The following is a 24,049-nucleotide window of genomic DNA, read 5'->3' as shown; positions in this document are numbered from 1 at the left end:
ACTGGTCATAGATTGCTTCATCCGGAGATGGCGGAACCACGGACGCCGAGACAGAGGCGTCCAGGGCTGATCGTTGATTTCTTCACCCCCGCGAGCTATATGTCGTCCCGAGGCCAGATCGGTTGAAACAGCCTCACCCGCCTCTTCGGAGGTCCACGCGTGAGCGAGATAGGGATTTCGATCCCGGAAGCGGCTACCGAGTGACTTCTGATAAGGGCGCCTCCGGGCGCCCTTATCTTTTCCGGTGAAACTTAAGCTTCTCGCCCTTCAGCGTCTTGTCGATCAGCACGGCGAAGCGAACCTTGCTCATGTGTGCGATGGCGAGCGCCTGCGCCGGCTCGGGGCTGTAGGCGCTTTCCACGAAGAGCTTGAGATCGACGCCGGAGCCGGTGCCGCGCTTGACCCGGAAGAAGACCCTGTAGTCCCCTGCTCCGCCGTCGTTGCGCACGCCGATACGCAGGAAGTTAGCCTCCGGTGTCTGGTAGACGTGCGCCGTCGGCAGGCCCTTGAGGATGTGTGGCAGCGCCTGCGACAGGCCGTAGCGGATCGGACAGAAGACGCGCTGCCTTGGGCCATCCCAGACGGTCACCGCCATTTTGTCGTGCTGGGCGGCGTCGAAAGCCTCACTGAAGCAGTGGTTGCTGAACCGGACATCGATCTTCACGCCGTTGGGACGCGACTGGGTGGCCATCTCCAGCTCGAAGGGCTCGAGATGGTCGAAAGCGAGCATCTGCCCCGCGACCTCCAGCGGCGGAAAATACGGCCCGGCCATAGCCTACAGTCCAAGCAGGTCCGGTGACCACTTGCGCAGTCCCGGACGCACGGCCGCGCGCTTGGTGGCGGCGGCCTTATCCCGCGCGTCGATCATGTCCTTGTCCCTGCAATTTCTGCTGGCATCCCCCGATGCATTTCACAATTTCGGATCAAAACGCGGTGCTTTGACCTCTGACACGGTCAGAACCGGAGTGTAGGCGCGACCCGCTTCCCACGCGTCCACGGCGTTCGACCACTCCTGCGCCATGTGGCGGCGCTGGGTCTCGAACTCCGCCTTGTTGTAGACGCCTCGCGAAGATCGCTCTTCGTGAGCGAGGCCTTTCTCGATCCAGTCCGAGTTGAAGCCCATCTCGTGCAGAAGGGTCGAGGCCGTCCGGCGCAGGTCGTGGACGGTGAAAGGCTCGAGCGGAAGCTCACCCTTTCCGGCCCTTTCAGCGATTGCACTGGTGACGCGGTTGAAGGTCGCCCGCGACATCGGCGCATCGGCGTCGTAGCGCGACGGCAGGATGTATTTCGAGTTGCCGGCGCAGGTCTTCAGGGCGACCAGGATGTCGAGCATCTGGGTGGAGAGATAGACGTTGTGAGGCCGCGAGCGCTTCATGCGTGCGGCCGGGATCGACCAGACCGCATTCCCGAAATCCACCTCCGTCCATACCCCGTCCTGAAGTTCGCTCTTCCGAACCATGCTGAGCAGGATGAACTTCAAGCCGAGCCTGATGGTGGGCAGGGTCGCCACCTCACCCAGGAGCATCAGCATGATCCGGATTTCGGCTGGGGTGAGTGACCGATCGCGCGGTCGGAAGGTGGCGATCGAAGCCGGACCCACGTCGTCCGCAGGGTTGTCGATCTTCTCGCCGTGGAGAATGGCCCAGCCGTAAATCTGTTTGACGATATCCCGGACATGGATCGCCGTGGCGGGCGCCCCGCGATCCACAATCGCCTTGCAGTGCGCCCTCAGGTCGTCGGGTGTGATCTCGCTCAGCAGGCGGTTCTTCCACTTTGGCAGGATGTCCCGATTGAAAATCGCCCGGCGCATGTCTCGGGTGCTGTCCGCCATCGGCGCACGGTCCATCCAGCCCTGGGCGACCTGTGCGAAATCGCGAGCTTCCTTCAGGCGACGTTTGGCGCGCTGCTTTTCAACGGCGGGCGATACCCCGTCCGCGATCGCCTTCTTCACCTCGATCAGCCGTTCGCGGGCTTGGGCCAATGTGAGTCCGGCCCGGCCGTAGCGGCCGAGCGTCACCGTCTCTCGCCGGCCGTTGAACCGGTAGTCGTAGCGGAATGAGATTGCGCCGCCCGTCGAGACATAGACGTACATGCCGTCCCTGTCGGTACTCTTGTAAGCCCTTGCTTTCGGACGCAAATTCTTCAGCGCAGTGTCGGTAAGCACGGTATAAACGCCTCTGGCCGCCGGTCCTTCGAATTCGGTAGCGCCGAGACGGTTTTTCCACTTAATCTCAATTACTTGCGGGAAATGAATACCGTCAGGGCGTGGCCCGATGTCAGGACGGTATGAGCCCGGGTCCGCCAGATCAATGCAGCGGCGTACCGTCGGCCAGTCCGACAAAACGAAAAGAGACCCTCCGAATGGCTCCGAAGGGTCTCGATAGAATTCACAATGTTGTCAGGTGGTTAGTGGCCGTTTCGGAAGCGATACCGAATGCTACCGAAGGGTCGGGACTATTCCCACTCGATGGTGCCGGGGGGCTTGGACGTGACGTCGTAGACCACGCGGTTGACGCCGCGGACCTCGTTGATGATCCGGGTCGCGGTCTTGCCCAGGACGTCCCAGGGGAACTGGTAGAAGTCGGCCGTCATCCCGTCGGTCGAGGAGACGGCGCGCAGGGCCAGAACCTTTTCGTAGGTGCGGGCGTCGCCCATGACCCCGACCGTCTTGACCGGCAGCAGCACGGCGAAGGCCTGCCAGATGCTGTCGTAGAGGCCCGCCTTGCGGATTTCCTCCAGATAGATGGCGTCGGCTTCCTGCAGGGTGGCCACGGCCTCCGGGGTGATCTCGCCGGGGATGCGGATGGCCAGGCCCGGCCCCGGGAAGGGGTGGCGGCCGACGAAGGCGTCGGTCAGGCCCAGTTCGCGGCCCAGGGCGCGGACCTCGTCCTTGAACAGTTCGCGTAAGGGTTCGACCAGCTTCAGCTTCATATAGTCGGGCAGGCCGCCGACATTGTGGTGGCTCTTGATGACATGGGCCTTGCCGCTGGACGAGGAGACGCTCTCGATCACGTCGGGATAGAGGGTGCCCTGGGCCAGGAATTCGGCGCCCTCGATCTTGGCGGACTCGCGGTCGAACACCTCGATGAACAGCCGGCCTATGGTCTTGCGCTTGGTCTCGGGGTCGGAGACCCCGGCCAGTTCGCCCAGAAATTCCTTTGACGCATCAACATGCACCAGCGGGATGTTGTAGTGCTCACGGAACAGGGTGGTGACCTGGGTCGCCTCGTCCTTGCGCAGCAGGCCGGTATCGACGAAGACGCAGGTCAGCTGGTCGCCGATGGCCTCGTGGATCAGCACGGCGGCGACCGATGAGTCGACCCCGCCCGACAGACCGCAGATCACCTTGGCGTCGCCGACCTGTTCGCGGATCTGGGCGATCTTCTCGTCGCGATAGGCGGCCATGGTCCAGTCGCCCTTCAGCCCGGCGATGCCGTGGGTGAAGTTCTTCAGTATCTGATGGCCGCGCGGGGTGTGCATCACCTCGGGGTGGAACTGGACGCCGTAGAAGCGACGGCCCTCGTCGGCGATCACCGCATAGGGCGAACCGGTCGAGGAGGCGACGACGTCGAAGCCTTCCGGAATGGCGACGATCTTGTCGCCGTGGCTCATCCAGACGGTCTCTTCCTCGCCGACGGGGGCCAGATCGGCCAGCAGGGGCGAGGTCTTCTCGACGGTGATCTCGGCGCGGCCGAACTCGCGAGTGTGGCCGCCCTCGACCTTGCCGCCCAGCTGCTCGCACATGGTCATCTCGCCGTAGCAGATGCCCAGCACCGGCACTCCCGCCTCGAACACGGCCTGGGGCGCTCGGGGACTGCCCTCTTCGTGGACGCTCTCGGGACCGCCCGACAGGATGATGGCCGCCGGGTTCATGCCCGCCAGGGCCGCCTCGGCCTTCTGGAACGGATGGATTTCGCAATAGACGCTGGCTTCGCGCAGGCGGCGCGCGATCAGTTGCGTCACCTGGCTGCCGAAATCGACGATGAGGACCTTCTGGTGGTCTTGCGGCGTGGTCATGGGCTGATCGAATCCGGAAAGAGTTGCGCGGGGTCTTGGCCCTGTAGGGCCTGATTTTCAAGATCGGGGATTTCAAGGGCGGCGAGACCGTCGGCCTCAAGCACGCCGATCAGGCGATCCAGAGCGATCGCCAGGTTCTGGTCGACGTGATGCAGGGTCGAGGTCCAGTCCTCCAGCGCCTTCAGCTCGGCGCGGCCGTCCGATACGCCGCGCAGCGCCACCAGAGGCAGGCCGAAGGTCTGGGCGGCGCGAACCAGGGCCCAGGTCTCCATGTCCACCATCTCGGCGTCGATGGCCTCATAGGCGGCGCCGGAGACGACATTGCCCCCGGTCGACAGGCGCGCGACCGGCACGCCGGGAATGGGGCACGGCAGGGGCATGACGGCGGGCCGGTCCAGCAGCGGCGTCACCCCTTTCGGGAAGCCCAGGGCGCTGGCGTCCATGTCGCGATAGGCCACCGACGAGGCCTGATAGACGGCCGCATGCTCCAGCACCCGCGAGCCGCACGAGCCCAGGGACACGATCAGGTCCGGCAGGTCGCCCGCCGCCTCCAGCCGCGCCAGGGCGGCGGTCAGGACGACAGCGCCCTCGACCGGGCCGATACCGGTCATCAGCGGATCGATCCGACCGCGCAACGCCTCGCCGTACTCGGCGGGAGCGGCCATGACCGGCAGGACCGCGACGGCGCCGTGCCGGTCGATTCTCATGCGGCGCGCTCGTAGACGGCGGCGAAGAAGCCGTCGGTGTCGGCCGAGGCGGGCGACAGACGCAGCCGCGTCCCCTGCCCCAGTTCGGCGAACCGGGCGCGCGCCGCCTCGGTCAGTTGCGGGGCCGACAGGACCTCGGCGACCGGCACGGGGCGGAAGTCGGGGTGCGCGGCCTCGAAGGCGTCGGCGCTGGCCTCGTTCTCGCGCGCCAGCATAGAGCAGGTGACATAGACCAGACGCCCGCCCGGCTTCACCAGCCTGGTCGCCTGGCCCAGGATGCGGACCTGCAGCGCGTGCAGCTTCTCGACCTCGTCCGCCGTCAGACGCCAGGCGTCCTCGGGCCGGCGACGCCAGGTGCCCGAACCCGAGCAGGGCGCGTCGACAAAGACCAGATCCGCCTGGCCGTTCAGGTCTTCCAGACCGCCGCCGTTCTGACCGATCAGGACCAGGTCCGCCTCGACGCCCGCGCGCTGCAGGCGGGGACGGATGTTCTCCAGCCGCTTGTTGACCACGTCGGAGGCGACCAGCTTGCCCTGCCCGCCCATGGCCTGGGCCAAACCCAGGGTCTTGCCGCCGCCGCCGGCGCAATAGTCGACGACGGTCGTGCCCGGCTGCGCGCCGGCCAGCCAGCAGACGACCTGGCTGCCTTCGTCCTGGATCTCGAACTTGCCGGCCTTGAAGCCGTCCAGGGCCTGGATATTGGGCGGCGGCTCCGACGGGACGCGCAGGCCCAGGGCGGACCAGGGGGTGCGCGAGACCGACAGTTCGGCCGCGCTCAGTTCGGCCTCGACCTCGTCCACCGTGGCGGCGGCGTCGTTGACCCGCAGGTCGATGGGCGCGCGCGGCGCCATCAGGGCATGGGCCTCCTCGGCCCAGCGGTCGCCGAAGGTCGCCTTGAAGTCCTCGACCACGAATTCGGGCAGGCCGGCGGCGACCCAGCCGGGCAGTTCGCCCTGCCCCGCGGTGATACGGCTGCGTTCCTGTTTCGACAGGGGGCGCGGGCCGTAGCCGTCGCCGGAATGCAGGGTCTCGATCTCGTCCAGCGGCAGGCCGTCGATGGCGTGCAGCGAGCCGATCACCAGGGCGCGGCCGTCTTCGCGCCCGCCCATGATCCACGACAGGCGGCCGCGTGCGCGCAGCACCTTGTAGACCCGGTCGGCGATGGCGCGGCGGTCCTTGGATCCGGCGTAGCGATTGGCGGTCCCCCAGGCCTTGAGGACGGTTTCCGCCGGCTGGCGGCCCTGGGCGATGGAGTCCAGGACGGAGGCGGCGGCGGCGAGGCGGGCGGCTGGGGTCAATCTAGGCTTTCAGAATGAAAAGGGACGCCAGGACCAGGACCAGTCCCGCAAGCGAGACCACCCAGACCAGCGACCGGACATAGGGAACGCCGAAGGCGTAAAGGGGCACATAGACGACGCGCGCCCAGAAATAGAGGGCCGTCCCCCAAAGGGTCAGGGCGCCGTCCGCGCCGATCACATGAGCGATCAGCACGGCGCCGATGAACAGCGGCAGGGTTTCGTAGAGGTTGGCCTGGGCCCGCTCGAGACGACCAGTCAGCGGCTTGGTCGCTGTCGGCGTCTCGTCGCGCGGGCCCGCATTCCACTTCGAGCCGAACTCGACCGTCCGCGCCCCGGCCGGCAGGAAGACCTGCACCAGCGCCAGGATCAGCGTCAGGGCCAGATAGGTCAGTTCGGTCGTCATGGCCTTATCCCTGTCTGTAGTTCGGCGCCTCGCGCGTGATCATCACGTCGTGGACATGGCTTTCCCGCAAGCCCGCGCCGGTGATGCGGACGAAACGGGCGCGCTCCTGGAAGTCGGTGATGGTGCCGGCGCCCACATAGCCCATCGAGGCGCGCAAGCCCCCGACCATCTGGTGCAGGACCGGGCTGATCGGCCCCTTGTAGGGGGTCTGGCCCTCGATGCCCTCGGGCACCAGCTTCTCGGACGAGACTTCCTTCTGGAAATAACGGTCGGCCGAGCCGCGCGCCATCGCCCCGACGGAACCCATGCCGCGATACGACTTGTAGGACCGGCCCTGGTACAGGAAGACCTCGCCGGGGCTTTCGTCGGTGCCGGCGAACATCGAGCCCATCATGGCCACGTTCGCTCCGGCCGCGATGGCCTTGGCCAGGTCGCCCGAATATTTGATGCCGCCGTCGGCGATGACCGAGGCGCCCGTGCCGCGCGCGGCGCGAGCCGCGTCCATCACGGCCGTCAGCTGGGGCACGCCCACGCCCGCAACGATACGGGTGGTGCAGATGCTGCCCGGACCGATGCCGACCTTGACCGCATCGGCGCCCGCATCGATCAGGGCGCGCGTGGCGTCATAGGTGGCGACGTTGCCGGCGATGACCTGCAGACGGTTCGACTCGCGCTTGATCCGCTCGACCACCTGGGCGACCGAGGCCGAATGGCCGTGGGCGGTGTCGATCACCACCACGTCCACGCCCGCGTCGGCCAGGGCCATGGCCCGCTCGTAACCGGCGTCGCCGACGGTCGAGGCGGCGCCGACCAGCAGCCGGCCCTGCTCGTCCTTGGCGGCGTTGGGGAAGGCCTGGGCCTTCTCGATGTCCTTCATGGTGATCAGGCCGACGGCCCGATAGTCCTCGTCCACCACGATGACCCGCTCGATCTTGCGGGTCTTCAGCAGTTCGCGGGCCTCTTCGCGGCTGGCGCCCTCGCGCACCGTGATCAAGTCGCCCGTGGTCATCAGCGAGGCCGCCGTGACGTTCAGGTCGCTCTCGAACCGCATGTCGCGGTGGGTCAGCATCCCGACCAGCTTGCCGGTGGCCGGATCGACGACCGGGAAGCCGGTGATCTTCTTGCGTTCGACGATCTGGCGAACCTCGCCCAGGGTCGTCTGCGGGCCGACGGTCACCGGATTGACCACCATGCCGCTCTCATAGCGTTTGACGGCGCGGACCTCGTCGGCCTGCTCCTCGATGGTCATGTTCCGGTGCAGCACGCCCAGGCCGCCGGACTGGGCCATGGCGATGGCCAGGCGGCTTTCGGTCACCGTGTCCATGGCGGACGACAGCAGGGGTATGTTCAGTCTGATGTCGCGTGTCAGCTGGGTCGAGACATCGACCATCGCCGGCATGAACTCGGACGGGCCGGGTTCGAGCAAAACATCGTCGAAGGTCAGTCCTTCGCGTATCTCCATAGGGAGTCTCCGTTTTGCGGGCCGCGTATAACGGGCTGCGGGGGGGCACGGCAAGGCCTAGCGACGCGGAGAGGCCGCTTTCGCGATCACGCTTCGCGACAGGTTGCGAACGAAGCGCCGCCGTAAGACGTTGATCGCCTCATGCACGCCTTCGAAGCCCTGCTGATCGTGATGGCCGCCGCCGTGGTCCTGTCGCTGCTGGCCGGGCGGCTGAAGGCCCCCTTCCCGCCCTTTCTGGCCATGGCCGGCGCCGGGGCGGCCTTCATCCCCTTCGCCCCCGACATCGGCCTGGACCCTCAACTGGCCCTGGCCCTGTTCGTCGCCCCGGTGCTGCTGGACGCGGCCTTCGACAGTTCGCTGCGCGATCTCAGGCGAAACATCGTGCCCATCGCCTGTCTCAGCCTGGCGGCGGTGGCCGTCACCACCGTCGCCGTCGCCCTGGTCGCCCGAACCCTGATGCCCGCCCTGCCCTGGGCGGCGGCCGTGGCCCTGGGCGCCATCGTCGCCCCGCCGGATGCGGCCGCCGCGACCGCCGTGCTGCGGCTGGTGCCCGCCCCCTACCGGGTCCGCACCGTGCTGGAGGGCGAGAGCCTGTTCAACGATGCGGGCAGTCTGCTGGTCTATCGCTTCGCCGTGGCGGCGACGGTCGGCGCCCTGCCCGCCGGCGCCGCCCTGCCGCTTCAGGTGGTCTGGGCCCTGGTCGGCAGCGTCGTCTTCGCCGTCGCCGTGGCCTGGCTGCAGGACCGGCTGATGCGTCGGCTGGAGGATCCGCCGCCCGCCATCGTGCTGCAGTTCGTCGGCGGTTTCGGCGTCTGGATCGCGGCCGAGCGGCTGGGCCTGTCGGGCATCATCACCATCGTCGTCTTCGCCATGGCCGTGTCGCGGATGGGCGCCCGCAATCCGGCCCGCGTCCGCCTGCCCGCCTATGCGGTGTGGGAGACGGTGGTCTTCGGCCTGAACGCCATGGCCTTCATGATGGTGGGGCTGCAGATCGGCCCGATCTGGGAGAACCTCGCCCCGGCCCAGCGCGGCGACTACGCCGTCTTCGCCCTGGCGGTTCTGGCCACCTGCGTCGCCGCCCGTTTCGCCTGGGTCATGGGCTATGGGACGGTCGTGCGGTTCAAGAACCATGTCTGGGGCGCCAATCCGCCGCCGGGCATGTCGCCGCCCACGGCCCGCAGCGGTCTGGTCGTCGCCTGGGCCGGGATGCGCGGCGTGGTCAGTTTAGCCGCCGCCTACGCCCTGCCCGCCGACTTCCCGATGCGCGACCTGATCCTGCTGTCGGTCTTCGTCGTGGTCATGGGCACCCTGGTCGTCCAGGGCCTGACCCTTGGCCCGCTGATCCGCGCGCTTCGCCTGGGCGGAGACGACACCCTGGACGCCGACATCCGTCTGGCCCGGATCGCGTCCGTCGAGGCCGCCCTGAAATCCATCGAGGGCCGGACCGATCCCCAGGCCGACCGCCTCCGCGCCGACTACAGCGAACGACGCGCGGCGCTGAACGGGATCGACGACGGCGACGGCCGGGTTCTGCTCCCCGTCGACAACCTGGCCCTGACGGTGCTGCAGGCCAAGCGCGACCGGCTTCTGACCCTGCGGCTGGAGGGGACGATCAGCGACGCGGCCTATTACCAGCTGGAGGAGGAACTGGACCGCCACGAACTGGCTTTGACGCCGGTCATAAGGTGAAGGTCGGGCTTATCGTCGCGATAGATTATATTGGTTTGCAACCGGTTCGCAGCATCACCATTCTCTCGTCATGGTCGAAGCCATCCTGAGCACCGCGCGCAAACTGGCGTTGAAGATCGCCAGCTACGGCCTCATGCACCTGGTCGTGGCCATCCTCGTGGCCTTCGCCATCACCCGCGACTGGCGTCTCGCCCTGGCGGTCGGCATGGTCGAGCCGGTCTTCCAGACCCTCGCCTATTCGATCCACGACCGCGTCTGGCACCGGATCGAGCGACGTCGCATGGCCTCGGGCATCGAGGAGGCGGCCGAGGCCTTCACCGCCCGTCTCGACATCATGTCGCCGGAGGAGCAGCAGCGGGCGCACAACGCCCACCGCCATCACGGCCACAGCCACGCCCTGCCCCGCTCGTTCAGGCAGATCGCCCTGAAGACGGTGACCTATGGCCTCATGCATTTCACCGTGGCGGTCGCAGTCGCCTTCGCCCTGACCGGCGACCTCGCCGTCGCCCTGACCATCGGCGTGATCGAACCCCTGGTGCAGACGGTCTTCTTCACCCTCCACGACCGTATCTGGACGCGGATCGAGGACCGTCGCGCCCGCGCCAGCGTCGCCACGGCCTGACGAAGACCGGGGACGCGCCCGAAGGCGCATCCCCGCCCACGTGACCTAGAACCGGCGACGGATGCTGGCGAACACCTGGCGCGGGGCGCCGGGCAGGAAGGTCTGGCGACCCGCCGAGTTCTGGAAGCCGCCCGAACCCACCGTCGAGATATAGTCCTCGTCCGTCAGGTTCACGACGTTCAGCTGGATCGCCGTCCCGTCCAGCCAGCCGCCCGTGCCGTCGAAGCGATAGCCGGCCGTCAGCTCCACCGTGGTGTAGGCGTCGGCGCTCTCATTGTTGATGTAGGAGGAGAAGCGCTCGCCGGTATAGGCGGCCGCCAGGGCGCCGAACACCGCGCCGTTGTCATAGGACAGTTCGGCCCGGAACAGGTTTTCCGGCGTGTCGACCGTGCGCTTGCCCGAGGTCGCGGCGACCAGGACGCCCGCGCCGTCCACCACGTCGTCCTGATAGGTCGAGTCGTTGTAGCTGTAAGAGCCGAAGGCCGACCAGTCGGAGGCGAAGGTCCACAGGGCGGCGGCCTCGAAGCCGCGGCTCTTCACCCCGCCGACGTTCTGGATCCCGTTGCCCAGGCCCAGGATCGGGGCGCCCAGGGCGACGACCAGCAGGCGGTCCTCGAACTCGACGTCATAGGCCGCGATCGAGCCCTGCAGCCCGCCGTCGAAGCGGAAACGCCAGCCGGCCTCGATGGTGCGCGAATTCTCCGGCTGCAGCGTATCCCGGATCGCCGCGAAGCCCGCCGCCGAGGCCGAGAAGGGCCCGCCAGTGTTCGAGGATTCGAAGGCCCGCATGTTCTCGGCGTAGGAGGCGAACAGCTGGTGGTCGGGATTCAGGTCGTAGCTGATCCCGACCTGGGGCAGGAAGTTGTCCTCGGCCTTGATCGAGCCGGTCTTGTTGACGCCGACGACGGTGCTGGCCTCGTTCTCGACGCTCAGCGACTTGAAGCCGGCGTTGATCGTCAGGGCCTCGGTCACCGCCCAGCTGTCCTGCAGGTACAGATGAGTCGTCTGGGTGTTGTAGCTATAGGCCCACTCGGTCGCGAACGGGTTGCGCTGGAACTCCAGCGAGTCGCGGCCGCCGTCGCCGCCCCGGCTCAGCCCGTAGTAGCGACGGGCCTGGTTGAAGTCGTTGTCCTCGACCCAGAAGCCGGCTTCCAGGCTGTGTGCGCCCAGCTCCAGCTTCACCGCGCCGATCGCGCCCTTGCGGTCGATGTCGTATTCGGTGGTGCGGATGGCGATCGGGCCGGGCGTGGCGATGACCGAGCCGTCCTGACCCTGGGCGCCCGCCGGGGTGGCCAGATAGGGCGTCCACCACAGGCCCTGGCCTTCGTTCTTGTGGCCGTAGCCGGTCAGGGAGACGCTGAGGCGGTCCGTGATCGGATACTCCAGCGTCAGGGCGCCGATGGTGTCGTCACGCAGGCCGGCGGCGTTGAAATAGGCGTCGTCCACGCACAGGATCGGGTCGGGATAGGCGTTGGCGGCGCAGTCGCCGGCCGGATTGGCCTGGTAGATGTCGGCGACCTGGACCGCCAGGGCGTAGTCGCCCGAGATATTGTCCCAGTCGCGGCCCAGGCGGTCGATCATGCCCAGGGACATGTCCTGATAGTCGTTCTCGCGACGCTCGGAATGATTGACGAAGCCGCGCAGTTCGCCGGCGCCGATCGGCTGGACGAAGCTGGCGTTGATCTGCTGCTGCTTCTGCTCGCCCACGCCCTTCCACTTGTCGGCGCTCTGATCGGCGTAGGACAGCGACAGGCGCGTGCCCGTCGAACCCAGGGCGCCGCTGTCCAGGCGCACGAAGCCGCGCAGGGTGTCGTCGCTGCCGAAGGCGCCCGAGACGTCGACGCCGAAATCCTCGGTCGGACGACGGCTGGTGAACTCGACCGTGCCGCCCAGATTGCTGCTGGACGCCGTGCCCAGCGCGCCCGAGCCCTGGGCCACGTCCACGCGGCCGACGTTCTCGGAGATGATGGCGCGCGAGATGTGCAGGCCGTTGTGGTTGCCGTAGCTCATGTCGCCCAGCGGCACGCCGTCCAGGGTGAAGCCCAGCTGGTTCTGGTTGAAGCCGCGCAGGGTGATGCGCGCCGACCATTCATAGGCGCCGAAGGCGTCGGCCGACTGGAAGCTGACGCCCGGCAGGCGTTCGATGGCCTTCAGCGGGCTGGTCCCCGGGGCTTCGACGGCGATGGCGGCGGCGGTGACCGAGGCCTGCTGGCGCGTCTGGCCGCGACCGAAGACGATGATCTCGTCGACCTGGGTCGCCTGGGCGTCGGCCGTGGCCATGGCGACGGCGGCGTCCTGCGCGGACGCGACGCCCGGAACGACGAACAGGGCCAGCGTCAGAAGCGACGCGCCCGAAAGGAAACGATTGGAAGTCATTTAGCCCCCGCTAACAGCGCTCAATGCGCGATCGCCGGGCTAGCGATCCGTGATGACCGCCTTGCGACCGGTTCGCAGGGGTTTGATGACAACCGCGTCCTGTCCGACATTCGTCGACCGACGTGGCCTTAAGGCTACGCTTGGACAGGGTTCGGACGAAGCGTCACGATCAGGAAATCCGGGCGTCGCGCGGCTGACGAGAACGCCAGCCGGCGTCGCCGCTCATCGCTTGTTCAGCGCCACCAGAAAGACCTCGGCGCTGTCCTTACGGCTGGAGGCCGGCTTGACGTATTTCACCGTCTCGAACTCCTCGCGCAGCCGCGCCAGCACCCCGCCGGCGTCGCCGCCCTGGAAGTTCTTGGACACGAAATTCCCGCCCGGCCGCAGGGTGCGGATGGCGAAGTCGGCGGCGATCTCGATCAGGGCGATGATCTTCAGGTGGTCGGTCTGGCGGTGGCCGACCGTATTGTGGGCCATGTCGGACAGGACCAGGTCCGGCCGCCCGCCGATGGCGTCGATCAGCTGCTGGTCCACGCCCGGACGGGTGAAGTCGGCCTGCAGCAGGGTCGCGCCGGGAATCGGCTCGATCATCAGCAGATCGACCCCCGCCACGGCCGTCGCGCCGCGATCCAGCGCCACCTGGATCCAGCCGCCCGGCGCGGCGCCCAGGTCGATGACCTTGCTGCCGCGCTTTATCAGACGGAACTTGTCGTCGATCTCGATCAGCTTGAAGGCCGCGCGCGAACGCCAGCCCTCGGCCCGCGCCTTCTCGGACCATTTGTCGGCCAGCTGACGCTTGATCCACTGCTGGCTCGACATGGACTTGGTGTCGGCCGTCTTCATCTTGGTGCCCATGCCGCGTCCGGCGGCGGTCCCGCCCGTGGGCGGTTTCACCATGCGGCGGCGTTCTTGGGGCTTTTCGTCTTCGCTCATCGTTCCCACATAGCCCCGACCGGCGATGCGGGCTATGTCCCGCCTCAAATCAACACCAAGAGGACGACCGAAATGGCCGACACCCTGACCTTCACCCTGGACACCGGCGACGGCGAAGCCCGCGACGTGGTCATCAAGCTGCGCCCCGATCTGGCCCCGGGCCACGTCGAACGCATCACCGAACTGGCCTCGGAAGGCTTCTACGACGGCGTCGTCTTCCACCGCGTGATCCCGGGCTTCATGGCCCAGGGCGGCGATCCGACCGGCACCGGCACCTCGGGCTCCAAGAAGCCGAACCTGAAGGCCGAGTTCTCGGCCGAGCCGCACGTGCGCGGCGTCTGCTCGATGGCCCGCACCTCGGATCCCAACAGCGCCAACTCGCAGTTCTTCATCGTCTTCGACGACGCCACCTTCCTGGACCGCCAGTACACCGTCTGGGGCCAGGTCGAATCGGGCATGGAACACGTCGACGCCCTGCCCAAGGGCGAGCCGCCGCGCGCGCCCGGCAAGATCGTCAAGGCGACGGTGAACTAACATACAATCTTGACGTTTTCCGAAGATCGTATTGGTTGCATGACCGATACGATCCTCGGGGGACGCGACGTGCGCATACTGCTGGTGATCGAACCGTCGGGCGGCGGTTCCGGACGTCATGTGATCGATCTGGCCCAGGCCCTGATCAATGACGGCCACAGCGTTTCCCTGATCTATTCGCCCACCCGCGCCGAGCTGCGGTTCGAGGCCGAGGCCGCCGCCCTGCCCCTCAGACATCTGGAACGCCTGCCCATGCGCCGCGCCGTCGGCCCGTGGGACATCGCCGCCCTGCTGGACCTGCGCCGTCTGATCGACCGCCTGGGACCGTTCGACATCGTCCACGGCCACAGCGCCAAGGCCGGGGCCCTGGTGCGCCTGGCCGCCCCGGCGACGGCCGGCCGCATCTACACCCCGCACGCCCTGTACACGCTGCACGCCTCGGGTCTCGGCGCCCGGCTGTACGGAATGATCGAGATGCTGCTGGCCCGATCCACCAGCGAGGCGGTCATCGCCGTGTCGGACGAAGAGGCCCGCCACGCCCGGCGCTGGCGGTTCCCGGACGCGCGGCTGCACACCATACCCAACGGCCTGGCCGTCGCGACCCCGGCCGATCGCCGCGCCGCGCGCCGCGCCCTGGCCCTGCCGCCCCGCGCCAGGGTCGTCGGCTTCGTCGGCCGGCTGTGCCCGCAGAAGGATCCTGTCCGCTTCGCCCGCGCCGTGCGTCTGGCCCATGCCCGCAATCCGCACATCGTCGGCGTGATCATCGGCGAGGGCGCGCTGTCCGGGGCGGCGCGCGCGGCCGGCGGCGATGCGATCCGCATGATCGGCGCGTGCGACGCGCGCGACCTGATGGCCGGGTTCGACCTGTTCGCCATGACCAGCCGTTACGAGGGCTTCTCCTACGCCCTGATCGAGGCGGCGATGGCGGGCGTGCCCATACTGGCCACCGAGGTCGGCGGGGTCTCGGCCGTGTCGGACGCCGGCGCACGCGTCGAACGCCTGCCCGTCTCGGCGACGGCGGAACAGCTGGCCCAGGCCATGGTCGAGACGCTGGAAAGGCGGCGCAGGCCCCAGATCGCCCTTGGTCTGCAAGACCGGTTCTCCGCCGCCCGCATGGCCGCCGACACCGTCGCCGTCTATCGTCGCGCCTTCAGCCGGCGGCGCATGGCCAGTGTCTGATCCGACCGCCCCGGTCTTCATCAACGGCCGCTTCCTGGCCCAGCCGCTCAGCGGGGTCCAGCGCTACGCCCGCGAGATCGTCCGCGCCCTGGACCGGCGCCCCGGCGCCGGCCGCTATGTCCTGCTGGTTCCAGAAGGGGCGGATGCGAGCGGGCTGAACCTGCGGGCCATCGCGGTGCGGGTCGCGCCGGGCGGTCGCGGCCATGTCTGGGAACAGACGGGCCTGGCCTGGGCCGCGCGGCGCGGGCGGCTGCTGTCCCTGGGCGGGTCGGGACCGGTGCTGCATCCTCGCCAGACCGTGGTGATCCACGACGCCGCCGTCTTCCGCCATCCCGAACATTTCCGCCGGGGCTACGCCGTCTTCCATCGCGCGCTGGGTCGGATGCTGGGGGCGCGGGCGGCTCTGGCCACGGTGTCGGCCTTCTCGCGCGACGAGCTGGCCGCCGTCCTGCGCCGCCCCGCCGCGACCATCGCCGTTGCGTCCAACGGGGCGGACCATCTGAGCCGCGTCAGGCCGAGCTGCCGGATCGTCGACGATCTGGACCTGACGCGCCGGCCCTATTTCGTCGCCCTGGGCAATCTGACGCCCAACAAGAACATCGGCGTGATGATCCGCGCCCTGCGCCGCCTGCCCGACCCGGAGGTGCGGCTGGTGCTGATCGGCGCCCCGGCGCCTGCGGTGTTCGATCGGACCGACACCGGAAGCGATCCGCGCCTGATCCTGGCCGGCCGCCGCAGCGACGCCGAGGTCGCCGCCCTGCTGCGGGACGCCCGCGCCCTGATCTTCGCCAGCCTGTACGAGGGCTTCGGCATTCCGCCGCTGGAGGCCATGGCGCAGGACTGTCCGGTCATCGCCTCCGACATCCCCGCCGTGCGCGAGGTCTGCGCCGACGCCGCCCTGTATTTCCCCGCCGCCGACGACGCCGCCCTGGCCGAGCAGATGGGCGCCCTGCTGGACTTCGCCCCGGCGCCGACCCGGATCGACCAGGGTCGATCCCGCGTGGCCCTCTATCGCTGGGACCGGTCGGCCCAGGCCCTGGAGGCCTTGCTGGCCAGGACCGACCCATAAAGGCTGCGATGGGCGTCGATGATGGACGCCTCGGTCCAGACGGGTTGGAACGGCGCCCTGCGGCGCCGGAATGCGGGATCGGCCAGAACCTGCGCCATCGCCGCCCTTAGCCCCGTCACGTCCCCAGGCTCGACCAGAACGGCGCCCCCGTTCGCCGCCTCGGGCAGGCCGCCGATGCGGGATGCGATCACGCCGCGCCCGCGCGCCAGGGCCTCGACCACCACCCGTCCGAACGGCTCGGCCCAGACGGCCGGCGCGACCACCACATCGACCCGGGCATGAAAGCCGTCCGTCTCGACCTGGCCCAGCCAGGAGATGCGCGGATCGGCGAAGCTCCGTTTCAGATGTTCGACCCAGGCGGGCTCGCCACGTCCGGCGATCCGAAGCCGCCAGTCGCCGTCCAGCCCGACGGCGGCGCGCAGCAGGACTTCGATCCCCTTCTCCGGCTCGATCCGGCCGATGAAGCCGAAGGTCGGCGGTCCGTCGCCCCGTTCGACGACGACGCCGGGCCCCGCCGCATTGCCGATGATGGTCGCGGGCGCGTCCGGAAAGAACCCCGCCGCCCGGTGCGCCGCCAGCACCGCCGCGCTGACCGCCGCCACATGGGCCACGCCCGCCGCGTCGCGCCGCCGCCCCGCGCTCAACACCACGCAGTCGAGACAGCGCAGCGCGCAGCGCCGCCCGTTCCGGAACAGCGCCCCCCGCGAACAGATCGTCGAATAGTCGCGCAGGGTCTGGACCAGCGGCAGCGCCTCTCGTCGCGCCACCCGGTGCGCGGCGCCTGCGAAGCCGGTCGTCACCTGTGGATCAGGTCCGGCCTCGTCGCCTCGACCGCCCGCATCACCGCCCCGTCCATCCGGGAACCGATCGCCTCCAGCCCGTGCCAGGCCGCGCGCGCCGGCGCCGGCCGTCGCTTCCCGTCATAGGGCCAGTAGAGGTGGCGCAGGGTCGTCCGGTGGATCGTGACGCCCGCCTCGGTCGTCACGCCGGCGTCCGGTCCCGCGCTCAGGGTCAGGACCGACACCGCGACGCCCGCGTCGACCAGCCCCCGGGCCAGTTGCGCCACGCTGCGTTCCGCCCCGCCGATGTCCGCCGGCGGATACAGGCTGTTGACCAGCAGCACCCTCACGGCGCCACCGGTCTTCGCCAGGCGGTCGCCGCGACCAGACAGATCAGGAAGACGAACCCCGCGCCCTGGGCCAGGTCCTCGCTGAACATCATCGCCAGCAGATAGACCGCCAACGGCGTCAGGGCGTCCAGCCGCGCCGCCGACCACAGATGCAGGCCCAGGGCGGCGAGCGCGGCCCCCAGCCCCAGCGTCCGCGCCATGAACAGATAGCCGTTGTGGCTGACCGTCAGGGCCCGGAAGGCGCCCAGTTCGTCGGCGGTGGACCAGCCCACGCCCAGCGGCTGGTCGACGACGAAATCGATCGTCCGGGTCCAGGTCGCGACCCGCCCCTGCAGATTGTCGTCCATCTGCTCCAGGTCGAACCGCGCGGCGAACCGGCTCAGATCGACATCGACCCGCGTCACCTGCAGGGCGATCAGCCCGCCGCTCAGCAGGCAGACGGCCAGCAGCACGCCCAGGGGGCTGGCGGGCGCGTTCCAGCGCCGCCCCACCACGGCGCGCGCCAGACCCGCCGCCGCCGCCGCGATCAATCCGCCCCGCGAAAGGGTGCAGAGGAAACCGACCGCCGCCACGCCGGCGGCCCCCAGCTCCAGCGGCCGGCGCGCCCATCGCCCGCCGATCAGGGCGACGGCGGCGGGGACGGCCAGACCGATCATGGCCATGGCCGCGTTCGGATGCTCGGCCACCGTCGTGATCCGCACATGGGCCGCGACCGAGGTGAAGGCGGCGCGCGGCGAGGCCAGGCCCACGGCCTGAAGCGCGTCCCGTCCGAACAGGGCCAGCAGACCATAGGTCGCCAGATGAAACAGGCTTCCGGCCAGGACGGCGGCGAAGAACAGCCGCCGCCGCCCGGCCTCCGCCGCCATCATCGCCCCCGCCGCCGGCGCGACCAGGGCCGCCGCCAGCCACCGGAACCAGAAGGCCAGGTCCGAGACGTTCAGCGCCTGCCCGATACGCCCCGCCTGGATCAGGACGGTGACCAGCAGGACCAGGGCCGCCGCCGGCCCCGCCGCCCGCGACGCCGGCCCCATCCGCCCCCATTGCAGCACGACCAGAGGCAGGGCCGCCGCCAGCGCCAGATCGCCCAGGCGCGGGGCGCTGACCCAGCCGGGCGCGAGGAAGACCGGCAGGGCGACGCCCAACCCCAGCAGAACCAGCGCCCAGGCCTCATAGGCGGCGCGGACGTCCGACCATCGCAGCCCCGCCCAGGGCGCGGACGGCGCGCGCCAGATCAGGGCGCGCAAAACTCGACCTCCGGCGCGAACCGCCAGCCGTCGACCACCCCGGCGACCAGCAGGCCCGCCCTGCGCCACCGCCCCCGCCTCGCCAGCCGCAGGGCGATGCGCAGACGCGAGCCCGCATAGCGCAGGGCCGAGGCCCGCCCCTCGTGTCGTCGCTTGGCCAGGATCACGTTGCGGGTCAGCAGCCGGTGGAGCGCCGCGCGGCGCGGATCGTCCTCGGTCTCGATCGTCAGCCAACCCGGCGCGACCCGCACATGCTCGACCCGGCTGGCTCCGACCAGAAACCCGGGCCGGTCCGCCGACAGCCGCAGCGTATATTCGGTGTCGTCGCCCCAGACGAACATGGGCGCCAGCGGCAATCCGTGTTTCAGCACCGCCGACCGCCGGATCAGCACCGAGACGAAGGTCGCCTGTTTCACCGGCAACAGACCCCGCGCCAGCCGCTCGCCCCAGGCCGCATAACCCAGGGCGTTGGTCCGTCCGTCGATCTCCGGGATATTGGTCAGCAGCCCCTCGGGCGTGCGGACGCTGGAACAGAGGAAGGCCGCCTCCAGGCCCTCGCCGGCCAGATCGGCTTCGGCCGCCAGCAGGCGTTCCAGCGCATCGGGCGCCGGCAGGACGTCGTCGTCCATCAGCCAGATCCGTCCGGCGCCGCCCTCGACCGCCGCCCGGATTCCCGCATTGAATCCCCCGGCCCCGCCCGTATTGACCGGCAGCCGCAGCCTGTCGACCCGCCCCGCCCAGTCCCGGGCCAGCCGTTCCGGCGTCCCGTCGTCGCTGGCGTTGTCGACCACCAGGATCCGGTCGCAGGGCCGCGTCTGGGCGGCCAGGTGCGTCAGACACTGGTGCAGCAGATCCTGGCGGTTCCAGGTCACCACCACCGCCCAGACGGTCACGCGGCGGCCTTCAGGATCGCCGGCGCCAGCGCCTTCTCCACCAGACTGAGCCCCCGCCCCACCGCCTGATCCATGTTGTAATAGCGATAATCCGCCAGCCGTCCGGCGAACCAGACCCGCCCCTCCAGATCGCGCGCCATGGCCCGGTACTGGTCCGCCAGCCGCCGCGAGGCCTCGCTCGGGATCGGATAGAAGGCTTCGGTCGCCCCCGGCGTGTGGGGGATGGGATATTCGGTCACCAGACGGGTCGTCTCGGCCCGCTCGCCGGTGAGGTGGCGAAAGTCGGTGACGCGGGTGAAGTCGAACTCGTTGGGATAGTTGACGGTCCCGACCGGCAGGCCGTCGGCGACCGGCGCGACCTGATGTTCGAACCGCAGGCTCCTGTAGGGCAGGTCGCCCGCCGACCGCCCGAAATAGTCGTCCAGGGCCCCGCAATAGACCATCCGATCGAACCGCCCCGGCTCGACCTCGGCTAGGTCGGTGTTCAGCGACACATGGATGTTCGGATGATCCAGCATCCGGTCGAACAGGGCCGCATAGCCGTCGCGCGGCATGGCCTGGTAGCGGTCGGAGAAATAGCGGTCGTCGCGGCTGACCACCACCGGCACCCGCCCCGTCACCGCCGGATCCAGCGCGCCCGCCTCCATGCCCCATTGCTTGCGGGTGTAGTGGGCGAAAACCCGGTCGAAGACATAGTCGCCCAGGAACCGCAGGTCGGCGTCGTCGCTCGCCGCCATCAGGTCGGCGATGGTCGGCCGCGCCCCGAAGCCGAAGACGTCGATCAGCCGCGCCGACAACCGCTCGGCCATAGCGGCCGGGAACAACCGTCGCATCGAATCCAGATTGAACGGCACCGGCACCAGCCGGCCGTCCACATGGCCCCGCACCCTATGGAAATACGGCCGCCAGTCGGTGAAGCCGCTCAGATAGTCGAAGATCCGCCCGCTGTTGGTGTGGAAGATGTGCGGTCCATAGGGATGGAACAGCCGCCCCTCCTCGTCGCGCCGGTCATGGGCGTTGCCGCCCGGATGGTCGCGCCGATCAATGACCAGGACCCTTTGCCCCAGACCCCGGGCCAGCCGCTCGGCCGTCGTCGCCCCGGTGAAGCCCGCCCCGACGATCAGCCAGTCATACCGCCGGGACATCGCGTCCTCCGCCCGCCGGAAACAGCGCCCGCCAGTACGGTCGCAGACAGGCCAGACAGGCGCCCACGACCACCGCCTCGCCCAGGATCCGCGCCCAGCCCATGCCGGTCGCGCCGAAGACCGGGACCAGGAGCAGGGCCGGCGCCAGGGTGGCGACCCCGCCGATCCCGACCATCAGGGCGAGCCGGCCGTCCATCCGCAGCGGGGTCATCAACTGCAGTCCCAGCACCTGGCTGGCCGCCACCAGGGGCAGGACGAAGACCAGGATCCGCAGCACCCCGACCGCCTCGTCGAACCCGTCTCCCACCGCCAGCCGCACCACCGCCGGCGCCGCGCCGTACAGTCCGGCCGCCGCCGCCAGGAACAGCAGCGGCGTCACCGCCAGGCTCCACCGTGCAGTGCGAAAGGCGGCGGGCGCGTCCTCGGACAACAGGGTCGAAATCCGCGGGCCGACCAGTCCCGCCAGCGGCCGCAGCAGCGAGCCGACCGCCGCCGTCAGTCGATCCGCCACCCCATAGACGGCGGCCTGGGCCGGTCCCGCCAGCGCCGCCACGACCAGACCCCCGCCTCCCGTATAGGCCATGATCACGGCCCGACCGACGAACAGCGGAAACCCCTCGACCAGTCCGCGCCGTACGAAGCCCGCCTGTGGCCACACCGGTCGGCATCGCCGCCTCATCATCGCCGCGCAGACGACGACGCCGAGCCCAATTCCCGCCGCCTGGACGACCAGCACCCCGCCGACGCCCAGGCCCGGCGTCGCCAGCACGACGGCGGCCGCCGCCAGGGCGGCGGCGACCTCGACCAGGGCGGCCGCGGCCGGATCCCGCATCCCCTGGAAGAACCACAGCAGACTGGCGCCCTGCCCCACGCCCAGCGCCACCGCCGCGCCGATCACGTCTCCTGCCCCGCTCAGCACAGGATTGATCAGGCCCAGGCCCAGGCCGATCAGGCAGGCGGGCGGAACCAGCACGGCGCGCAAGGCCAGCGTCCGCCCCACGACGGGGCCGGTCGTCTCGCGCGCGCTCGCGATATCGCGCGGACCGGCTATGGACGCTCCATAGTCGACCACCACCGCCACGATCATCGCCAGGGCGGTCGCCGCCACATAGAGGCCGAAGGCTTCGACGCCGAACCGGCGCGTCAGCACCGGATAGAGCAGCAGAGGCGCGAGGAAACGCAGCCCGTGGGCGGCATAGACCAGCAGGGCGTCGACCGCCCCCCGTCCCGACCACAGCCGGTGTCCGCCCCCCCGCGCCCCCAAGGATCGCCCCCGCGCATCAACCCTGACGCGAGTTAACGCACGTCAGAACGGATCCCGCAAGATGGAGGAGCTCTCGGCTCGGCTCAGGCTCCAGAGGCCGGACCTGTCCTCGACACGGATCAATCAATCATTGATCAACTGAATCGACCCTCGGCCCAGCGCGCTGCGAAATAGCCGCCGGTCGCCGACAGGGTGGTCAGGCATGTGCCCCAGATCAGGTCGATGACGGTCAGCTTCGTCTGCCACGCCGCCAGGGTCGCCTGATTGGTCAGGTCGTAGGTCGCATAGGCGACGAAACCCAGCACCGCCCCGTTGATCGCCGCCCGGGTCCAGCTCTCGTCCTTCAAGGCCGGGGCGATGGCCAGGAAGACGGTGCCGGCGATGGAGATCAGATAGAAGAGGACGGCCGCCTTCATGTCCGGCTTGTCCGTCATGATCGGCCCGATCACCGGCTTGTACAGCCGGTTGGTCATGGTGGTCAGCCAGATGGCGTCGATCACCGCGAAGGTGATCCCGGCGCCCAGATAGGCGGCGATGTATTTGATCACGACGACCTCCTCACGCGGGCTTCAGGCGGTAATGGCTGACCGCCCAGGTGCGGCCCTCGTCATTGCCGAACAGGCCCGCCGTCGCCAGGTAGAACCGCCGCCAGCGCCGGGTCCACAGTTTGGCGTCCTCGCCATAGGTCTCGCGCATCAGCACGGCGATCCGCTCGGCGTTTCGGTCCATATTGGCCAGCCAGTCGTTGGCCGTCCGGGCGTAATGGCCGCCGTTCCACGTCCATTCCTGCTCGACCGCGAACAGGTCGGGGAACTGCCGGATCAGGCCGTGGCTGGGCATGACCCCGCCGGTGAAGAAATGCTGGGCGATGAAGTCGCCGCTGTCGGTGTGGTCGAACCGGTAGGGGGCGTCCCTGTGGGTGAAGACATGGATGAACATCCGCCCGTCCGGCTTCAGCCACCCCCTGGCCTTGGTCAGCAGGGCGCGCCAGTTGGCCATGTGTTCGAACATCTCGACCGAGACGATCCGGTCGAACCTCTGGTCCGTCTCGAACACGTTCATGTCCCGCGTCACGACCGTCAGATTGCCCAGTCCCCGCGCCCGGGCCTCGGCCTCGATATGCTGACGCTGGCCGTGGCTGTTGGAGACGGCGGTGATGCGCGAACGCGGATAGGTCTCGGCCATCCACAGCGACAGGGAGCCCCAGCCGCAGCCCATCTCCAGCACCGCCTGTCCATCCTGCAGGTCGGCGTGGGCGCAGGTCTCCAGCAGGGCCGCGACCTCGGCCTGGTCCAGGGTCTCGGTCCCGGCCGGATAGAGGCAGCACGAGTATTTCAGCCGCTCGCCCAGGCACAGGCGGAAGAACTCGGGCGGCAGTTCGTAATGCTGCTGATTGGCCGCGTCGGTGTGTTCGGCGATGACCCTCTGGGCCATTTCGCGGGCGAAGGCGGCCTCGTCGTGCGGCCCGTCGCGGTCCAGCCGCCGACGCGCCTCGGTCACCAGACTGTCGATGGCCGGCCGCGTGACGAAATCGGGGAATGGCGCGTCCTGCAAACGGCGAATGGCGACATTGGTCAGGTTCACGGTTCTCTCCCTGCGATCCTAATCAATACGCGCTGACGGCCCGACCGGATGCACGGCGCCGCTTGCTGGCCCTCACCCCGTCCCCACGCGCGTAACGCCCCTAGCAAGTTCAATCACTTGCGGGAAAAATCGGCCTTCTTCTCACCATGGCCGGAAACGGGCGGATAATGACGACATGACCGCCGCGCCCTCCGCCCTGCCCTGCCCCGTCCCGGATTTGCCCGGCGCGCCCCAAGTCCCGGTCGACTTCGGACGTTTCGGACACTGTTTCCGCCGTCGCCGGTCCCGGTTCGGACATTTCGGACATTTCGGACACTGTTTTCGGCAGGCGAACCGCTCGATTTCGGACATTTCGGACGTTTCGGACACTGTTTTTCGGGAGACGCGCCGTTCGATTTCGGACGTTTCGGACAGTTCGGACGCTTTTCCCCGCGCGGTCCGAAATCGCCTGCGACCTCGACGGCGAAGGCGGACGCCTTGCCCCGGATCGCGCACCGGGTT

22 protein-coding genes are annotated in these 24,049 nt (G+C 69.0%); 5 read left to right on the top strand and 17 right to left on the bottom strand.

Annotated elements, in window-relative coordinates; genetic code table 11:
* Positions 1 to 232: 232 nt before the first annotated feature.
* The 7 genes from ACIQ1T_RS04290 to guaB all read right to left on the bottom strand — a co-directional run bounded on the left by ACIQ1T_RS04290 (position 233) and on the right by guaB (position 7,887).
* Positions 233 to 772, bottom strand: coding sequence for a hypothetical protein (locus tag ACIQ1T_RS04290; RefSeq protein WP_395943294.1), 540 nt, complete (start codon positions 770 to 772; stop codon positions 233 to 235).
* A 138-nt stretch (positions 773 to 910) separates the two neighbouring features.
* The gene (locus tag ACIQ1T_RS04285) at positions 911 to 2,164 is read right to left on the bottom strand and encodes a tyrosine-type recombinase/integrase (protein WP_395943293.1); all 1,254 of its coding nucleotides are present in this window, start codon (positions 2,162 to 2,164) and stop codon (positions 911 to 913) included.
* Between the two features lie 290 nt (positions 2,165 to 2,454).
* Complete coding sequence (gene guaA / locus ACIQ1T_RS04280; protein ID WP_395943292.1) at positions 2,455 to 4,017, bottom strand: glutamine-hydrolyzing GMP synthase; 1,563 nt, start codon at positions 4,015 to 4,017, stop codon at positions 2,455 to 2,457.
* On the bottom strand, positions 4,014 to 4,724 hold the full coding sequence (locus ACIQ1T_RS04275; RefSeq protein ID WP_395943291.1) for a 5'-methylthioadenosine/S-adenosylhomocysteine nucleosidase: 711 nt from the start codon (positions 4,722 to 4,724) through the stop codon (positions 4,014 to 4,016). The genes guaA and ACIQ1T_RS04275 overlap by 4 nt, the downstream gene beginning before the upstream one ends.
* On the bottom strand, positions 4,721 to 6,022 hold the full coding sequence (locus tag ACIQ1T_RS04270) for an RsmB/NOP family class I SAM-dependent RNA methyltransferase (RefSeq protein WP_395943290.1): 1,302 nt from the start codon (positions 6,020 to 6,022) through the stop codon (positions 4,721 to 4,723). Before ACIQ1T_RS04270 ends, ACIQ1T_RS04275 begins: the two co-directional genes overlap by 4 nt.
* 1 nt (position 6,023) lies before the next feature.
* Entirely contained in the window at positions 6,024 to 6,425 is a 402-nt protein-coding gene (locus tag ACIQ1T_RS04265) for an MAPEG family protein (protein WP_395943289.1), read from the bottom strand.
* Between the two features lie 4 nt (positions 6,426 to 6,429).
* Positions 6,430 to 7,887 carry an IMP dehydrogenase gene (gene guaB / locus ACIQ1T_RS04260; protein ID WP_395943288.1) on the bottom strand — a complete coding sequence of 486 codons (1,458 nt, stop codon included), beginning with the start codon at positions 7,885 to 7,887 and terminating at the stop codon, positions 6,430 to 6,432.
* Between the two features lie 141 nt (positions 7,888 to 8,028).
* Between guaB and ACIQ1T_RS04255 the strand changes: the two genes are divergently transcribed.
* Both ACIQ1T_RS04255 and ACIQ1T_RS04250 read left to right on the top strand, forming a co-directional pair.
* Positions 8,029 to 9,576: a cation:proton antiporter gene (locus ACIQ1T_RS04255; RefSeq protein WP_395943287.1), complete on the top strand. Its 1,548-nt coding sequence runs from the start codon at positions 8,029 to 8,031 to the stop codon at positions 9,574 to 9,576.
* Positions 9,577 to 9,646: 70 nt separating this feature from the next.
* A complete protein-coding gene (locus ACIQ1T_RS04250; RefSeq protein ID WP_395943286.1) occupies positions 9,647 to 10,198 on the top strand; it encodes a DUF2061 domain-containing protein in 552 nt (183 codons plus the stop codon).
* Between the two features lie 45 nt (positions 10,199 to 10,243).
* Here the strand turns inward: ACIQ1T_RS04250 and ACIQ1T_RS04245 are convergent, their stop codons facing one another.
* Entirely contained in the window at positions 10,244 to 12,574 is a 2,331-nt protein-coding gene (locus ACIQ1T_RS04245; RefSeq protein ID WP_395943285.1) for a TonB-dependent receptor family protein, read from the bottom strand.
* Positions 12,575 to 12,796: 222 nt separating this feature from the next.
* Positions 12,797 to 13,507: an RlmE family RNA methyltransferase gene (locus ACIQ1T_RS04240; RefSeq protein WP_395943284.1), complete on the bottom strand. Its 711-nt coding sequence runs from the start codon at positions 13,505 to 13,507 to the stop codon at positions 12,797 to 12,799.
* 72 nt (positions 13,508 to 13,579) lie between these two features.
* Between ACIQ1T_RS04240 and ACIQ1T_RS04235 the strand changes: the two genes are divergently transcribed.
* Genes ACIQ1T_RS04235 through ACIQ1T_RS04225 form a run of 3 tightly spaced genes read left to right on the top strand, consistent with a single transcriptional unit; the run spans position 13,580 to position 16,289 of the window.
* Complete coding sequence (locus tag ACIQ1T_RS04235) at positions 13,580 to 14,041, top strand: peptidylprolyl isomerase (RefSeq protein WP_395943283.1); 462 nt, start codon at positions 13,580 to 13,582, stop codon at positions 14,039 to 14,041.
* A 39-nt stretch (positions 14,042 to 14,080) separates the two neighbouring features.
* The gene (locus ACIQ1T_RS04230) at positions 14,081 to 15,220 is read left to right on the top strand and encodes a glycosyltransferase family 4 protein (RefSeq protein WP_395943282.1); all 1,140 of its coding nucleotides are present in this window, start codon (positions 14,081 to 14,083) and stop codon (positions 15,218 to 15,220) included.
* Positions 15,213 to 16,289, top strand: coding sequence for a glycosyltransferase family 4 protein (locus tag ACIQ1T_RS04225; protein ID WP_395943281.1), 1,077 nt, complete (start codon positions 15,213 to 15,215; stop codon positions 16,287 to 16,289). Before ACIQ1T_RS04230 ends, ACIQ1T_RS04225 begins: the two co-directional genes overlap by 8 nt.
* On the opposite strand, the gene ACIQ1T_RS04220 is transcribed toward ACIQ1T_RS04225, so the two are convergent.
* The 8 genes from ACIQ1T_RS04220 to ACIQ1T_RS04185 form a co-directional block, all read right to left on the bottom strand.
* Positions 16,229 to 17,089: a glycosyltransferase gene (locus ACIQ1T_RS04220; RefSeq protein WP_395943280.1), complete on the bottom strand. Its 861-nt coding sequence runs from the start codon at positions 17,087 to 17,089 to the stop codon at positions 16,229 to 16,231. The two genes, ACIQ1T_RS04225 and ACIQ1T_RS04220, sit on opposite strands and share 61 nt — an antisense overlap.
* On the bottom strand, positions 17,086 to 17,418 hold the full coding sequence (locus ACIQ1T_RS04215; RefSeq protein WP_395943279.1) for a glycosyltransferase: 333 nt from the start codon (positions 17,416 to 17,418) through the stop codon (positions 17,086 to 17,088). The genes ACIQ1T_RS04220 and ACIQ1T_RS04215 overlap by 4 nt, the downstream gene beginning before the upstream one ends.
* Entirely contained in the window at positions 17,415 to 18,662 is a 1,248-nt protein-coding gene (locus ACIQ1T_RS04210; RefSeq protein ID WP_395943278.1) for an O-antigen ligase family protein, read from the bottom strand. The genes ACIQ1T_RS04215 and ACIQ1T_RS04210 overlap by 4 nt, the downstream gene beginning before the upstream one ends.
* Positions 18,650 to 19,555: a glycosyltransferase family 2 protein gene (locus ACIQ1T_RS04205; RefSeq protein WP_395943277.1), complete on the bottom strand. Its 906-nt coding sequence runs from the start codon at positions 19,553 to 19,555 to the stop codon at positions 18,650 to 18,652. The genes ACIQ1T_RS04210 and ACIQ1T_RS04205 overlap by 13 nt, the downstream gene beginning before the upstream one ends.
* Entirely contained in the window at positions 19,552 to 20,700 is a 1,149-nt protein-coding gene (gene glf, locus ACIQ1T_RS04200; protein ID WP_395943276.1) for a UDP-galactopyranose mutase, read from the bottom strand. The genes ACIQ1T_RS04205 and glf overlap by 4 nt, the downstream gene beginning before the upstream one ends.
* Positions 20,684 to 21,964, bottom strand: a complete 1,281-nt coding sequence (locus ACIQ1T_RS04195) for a lipopolysaccharide biosynthesis protein (RefSeq protein ID WP_395943275.1) — start codon at positions 21,962 to 21,964, stop codon at positions 20,684 to 20,686. The genes glf and ACIQ1T_RS04195 overlap by 17 nt, the downstream gene beginning before the upstream one ends.
* A gap of 134 nt (positions 21,965 to 22,098) precedes the next feature.
* Positions 22,099 to 22,512 (bottom strand): DUF2177 family protein, encoded by a 414-nt coding sequence (locus tag ACIQ1T_RS04190; protein ID WP_395943274.1) that lies wholly within the window; start codon positions 22,510 to 22,512, stop codon positions 22,099 to 22,101.
* A gap of 10 nt (positions 22,513 to 22,522) precedes the next feature.
* A complete protein-coding gene (locus tag ACIQ1T_RS04185; protein WP_395943273.1) occupies positions 22,523 to 23,548 on the bottom strand; it encodes an SAM-dependent methyltransferase in 1,026 nt (341 codons plus the stop codon).
* Positions 23,549 to 24,049: the final 501 nt, after the last annotated feature.

The organism is Brevundimonas sp., assembly GCF_044336875.1.
Classification (GTDB): Bacteria; Pseudomonadota; Alphaproteobacteria; order Caulobacterales; family Caulobacteraceae; genus Brevundimonas.
Note: the sequence above shows the minus strand (reverse complement) of the source record. Positions and strands in the feature narration are given on the sequence as shown.

What these genes read in the sequence shown, in the direction of transcription:
- ACIQ1T_RS04240 (WP_395943284.1), bottom strand. Translation starts at nt 13,507, where the DNA reads ATGAGCGAAGACGAAAAGCCCCAAGAACGCCGCCGCATGGTGAAACCG.
- ACIQ1T_RS04250 (WP_395943286.1), top strand. Translation starts at nt 9,647, where the DNA reads ATGGTCGAAGCCATCCTGAGCACCGCGCGCAAACTGGCGTTGAAGATC.
- ACIQ1T_RS04230 (WP_395943282.1), top strand. Translation starts at nt 14,081, where the DNA reads ATGACCGATACGATCCTCGGGGGACGCGACGTGCGCATACTGCTGGTG.
- ACIQ1T_RS04265 (WP_395943289.1), bottom strand. Translation starts at nt 6,425, where the DNA reads ATGACGACCGAACTGACCTATCTGGCCCTGACGCTGATCCTGGCGCTG.
- guaB (WP_395943288.1), bottom strand. Translation starts at nt 7,887, where the DNA reads ATGGAGATACGCGAAGGACTGACCTTCGACGATGTTTTGCTCGAACCC.
- ACIQ1T_RS04235 (WP_395943283.1), top strand. Translation starts at nt 13,580, where the DNA reads ATGGCCGACACCCTGACCTTCACCCTGGACACCGGCGACGGCGAAGCC.
- ACIQ1T_RS04275 (WP_395943291.1), bottom strand. Translation starts at nt 4,724, where the DNA reads ATGAGAATCGACCGGCACGGCGCCGTCGCGGTCCTGCCGGTCATGGCC.
- ACIQ1T_RS04290 (WP_395943294.1), bottom strand. Translation starts at nt 772, where the DNA reads ATGGCCGGGCCGTATTTTCCGCCGCTGGAGGTCGCGGGGCAGATGCTC.
- guaA (WP_395943292.1), bottom strand. Translation starts at nt 4,017, where the DNA reads ATGACCACGCCGCAAGACCACCAGAAGGTCCTCATCGTCGATTTCGGC.
- ACIQ1T_RS04245 (WP_395943285.1), bottom strand. Translation starts at nt 12,574, where the DNA reads ATGACTTCCAATCGTTTCCTTTCGGGCGCGTCGCTTCTGACGCTGGCC.
- ACIQ1T_RS04255 (WP_395943287.1), top strand. Translation starts at nt 8,029, where the DNA reads ATGCACGCCTTCGAAGCCCTGCTGATCGTGATGGCCGCCGCCGTGGTC.
- glf (WP_395943276.1), bottom strand. Translation starts at nt 20,700, where the DNA reads ATGTCCCGGCGGTATGACTGGCTGATCGTCGGGGCGGGCTTCACCGGG.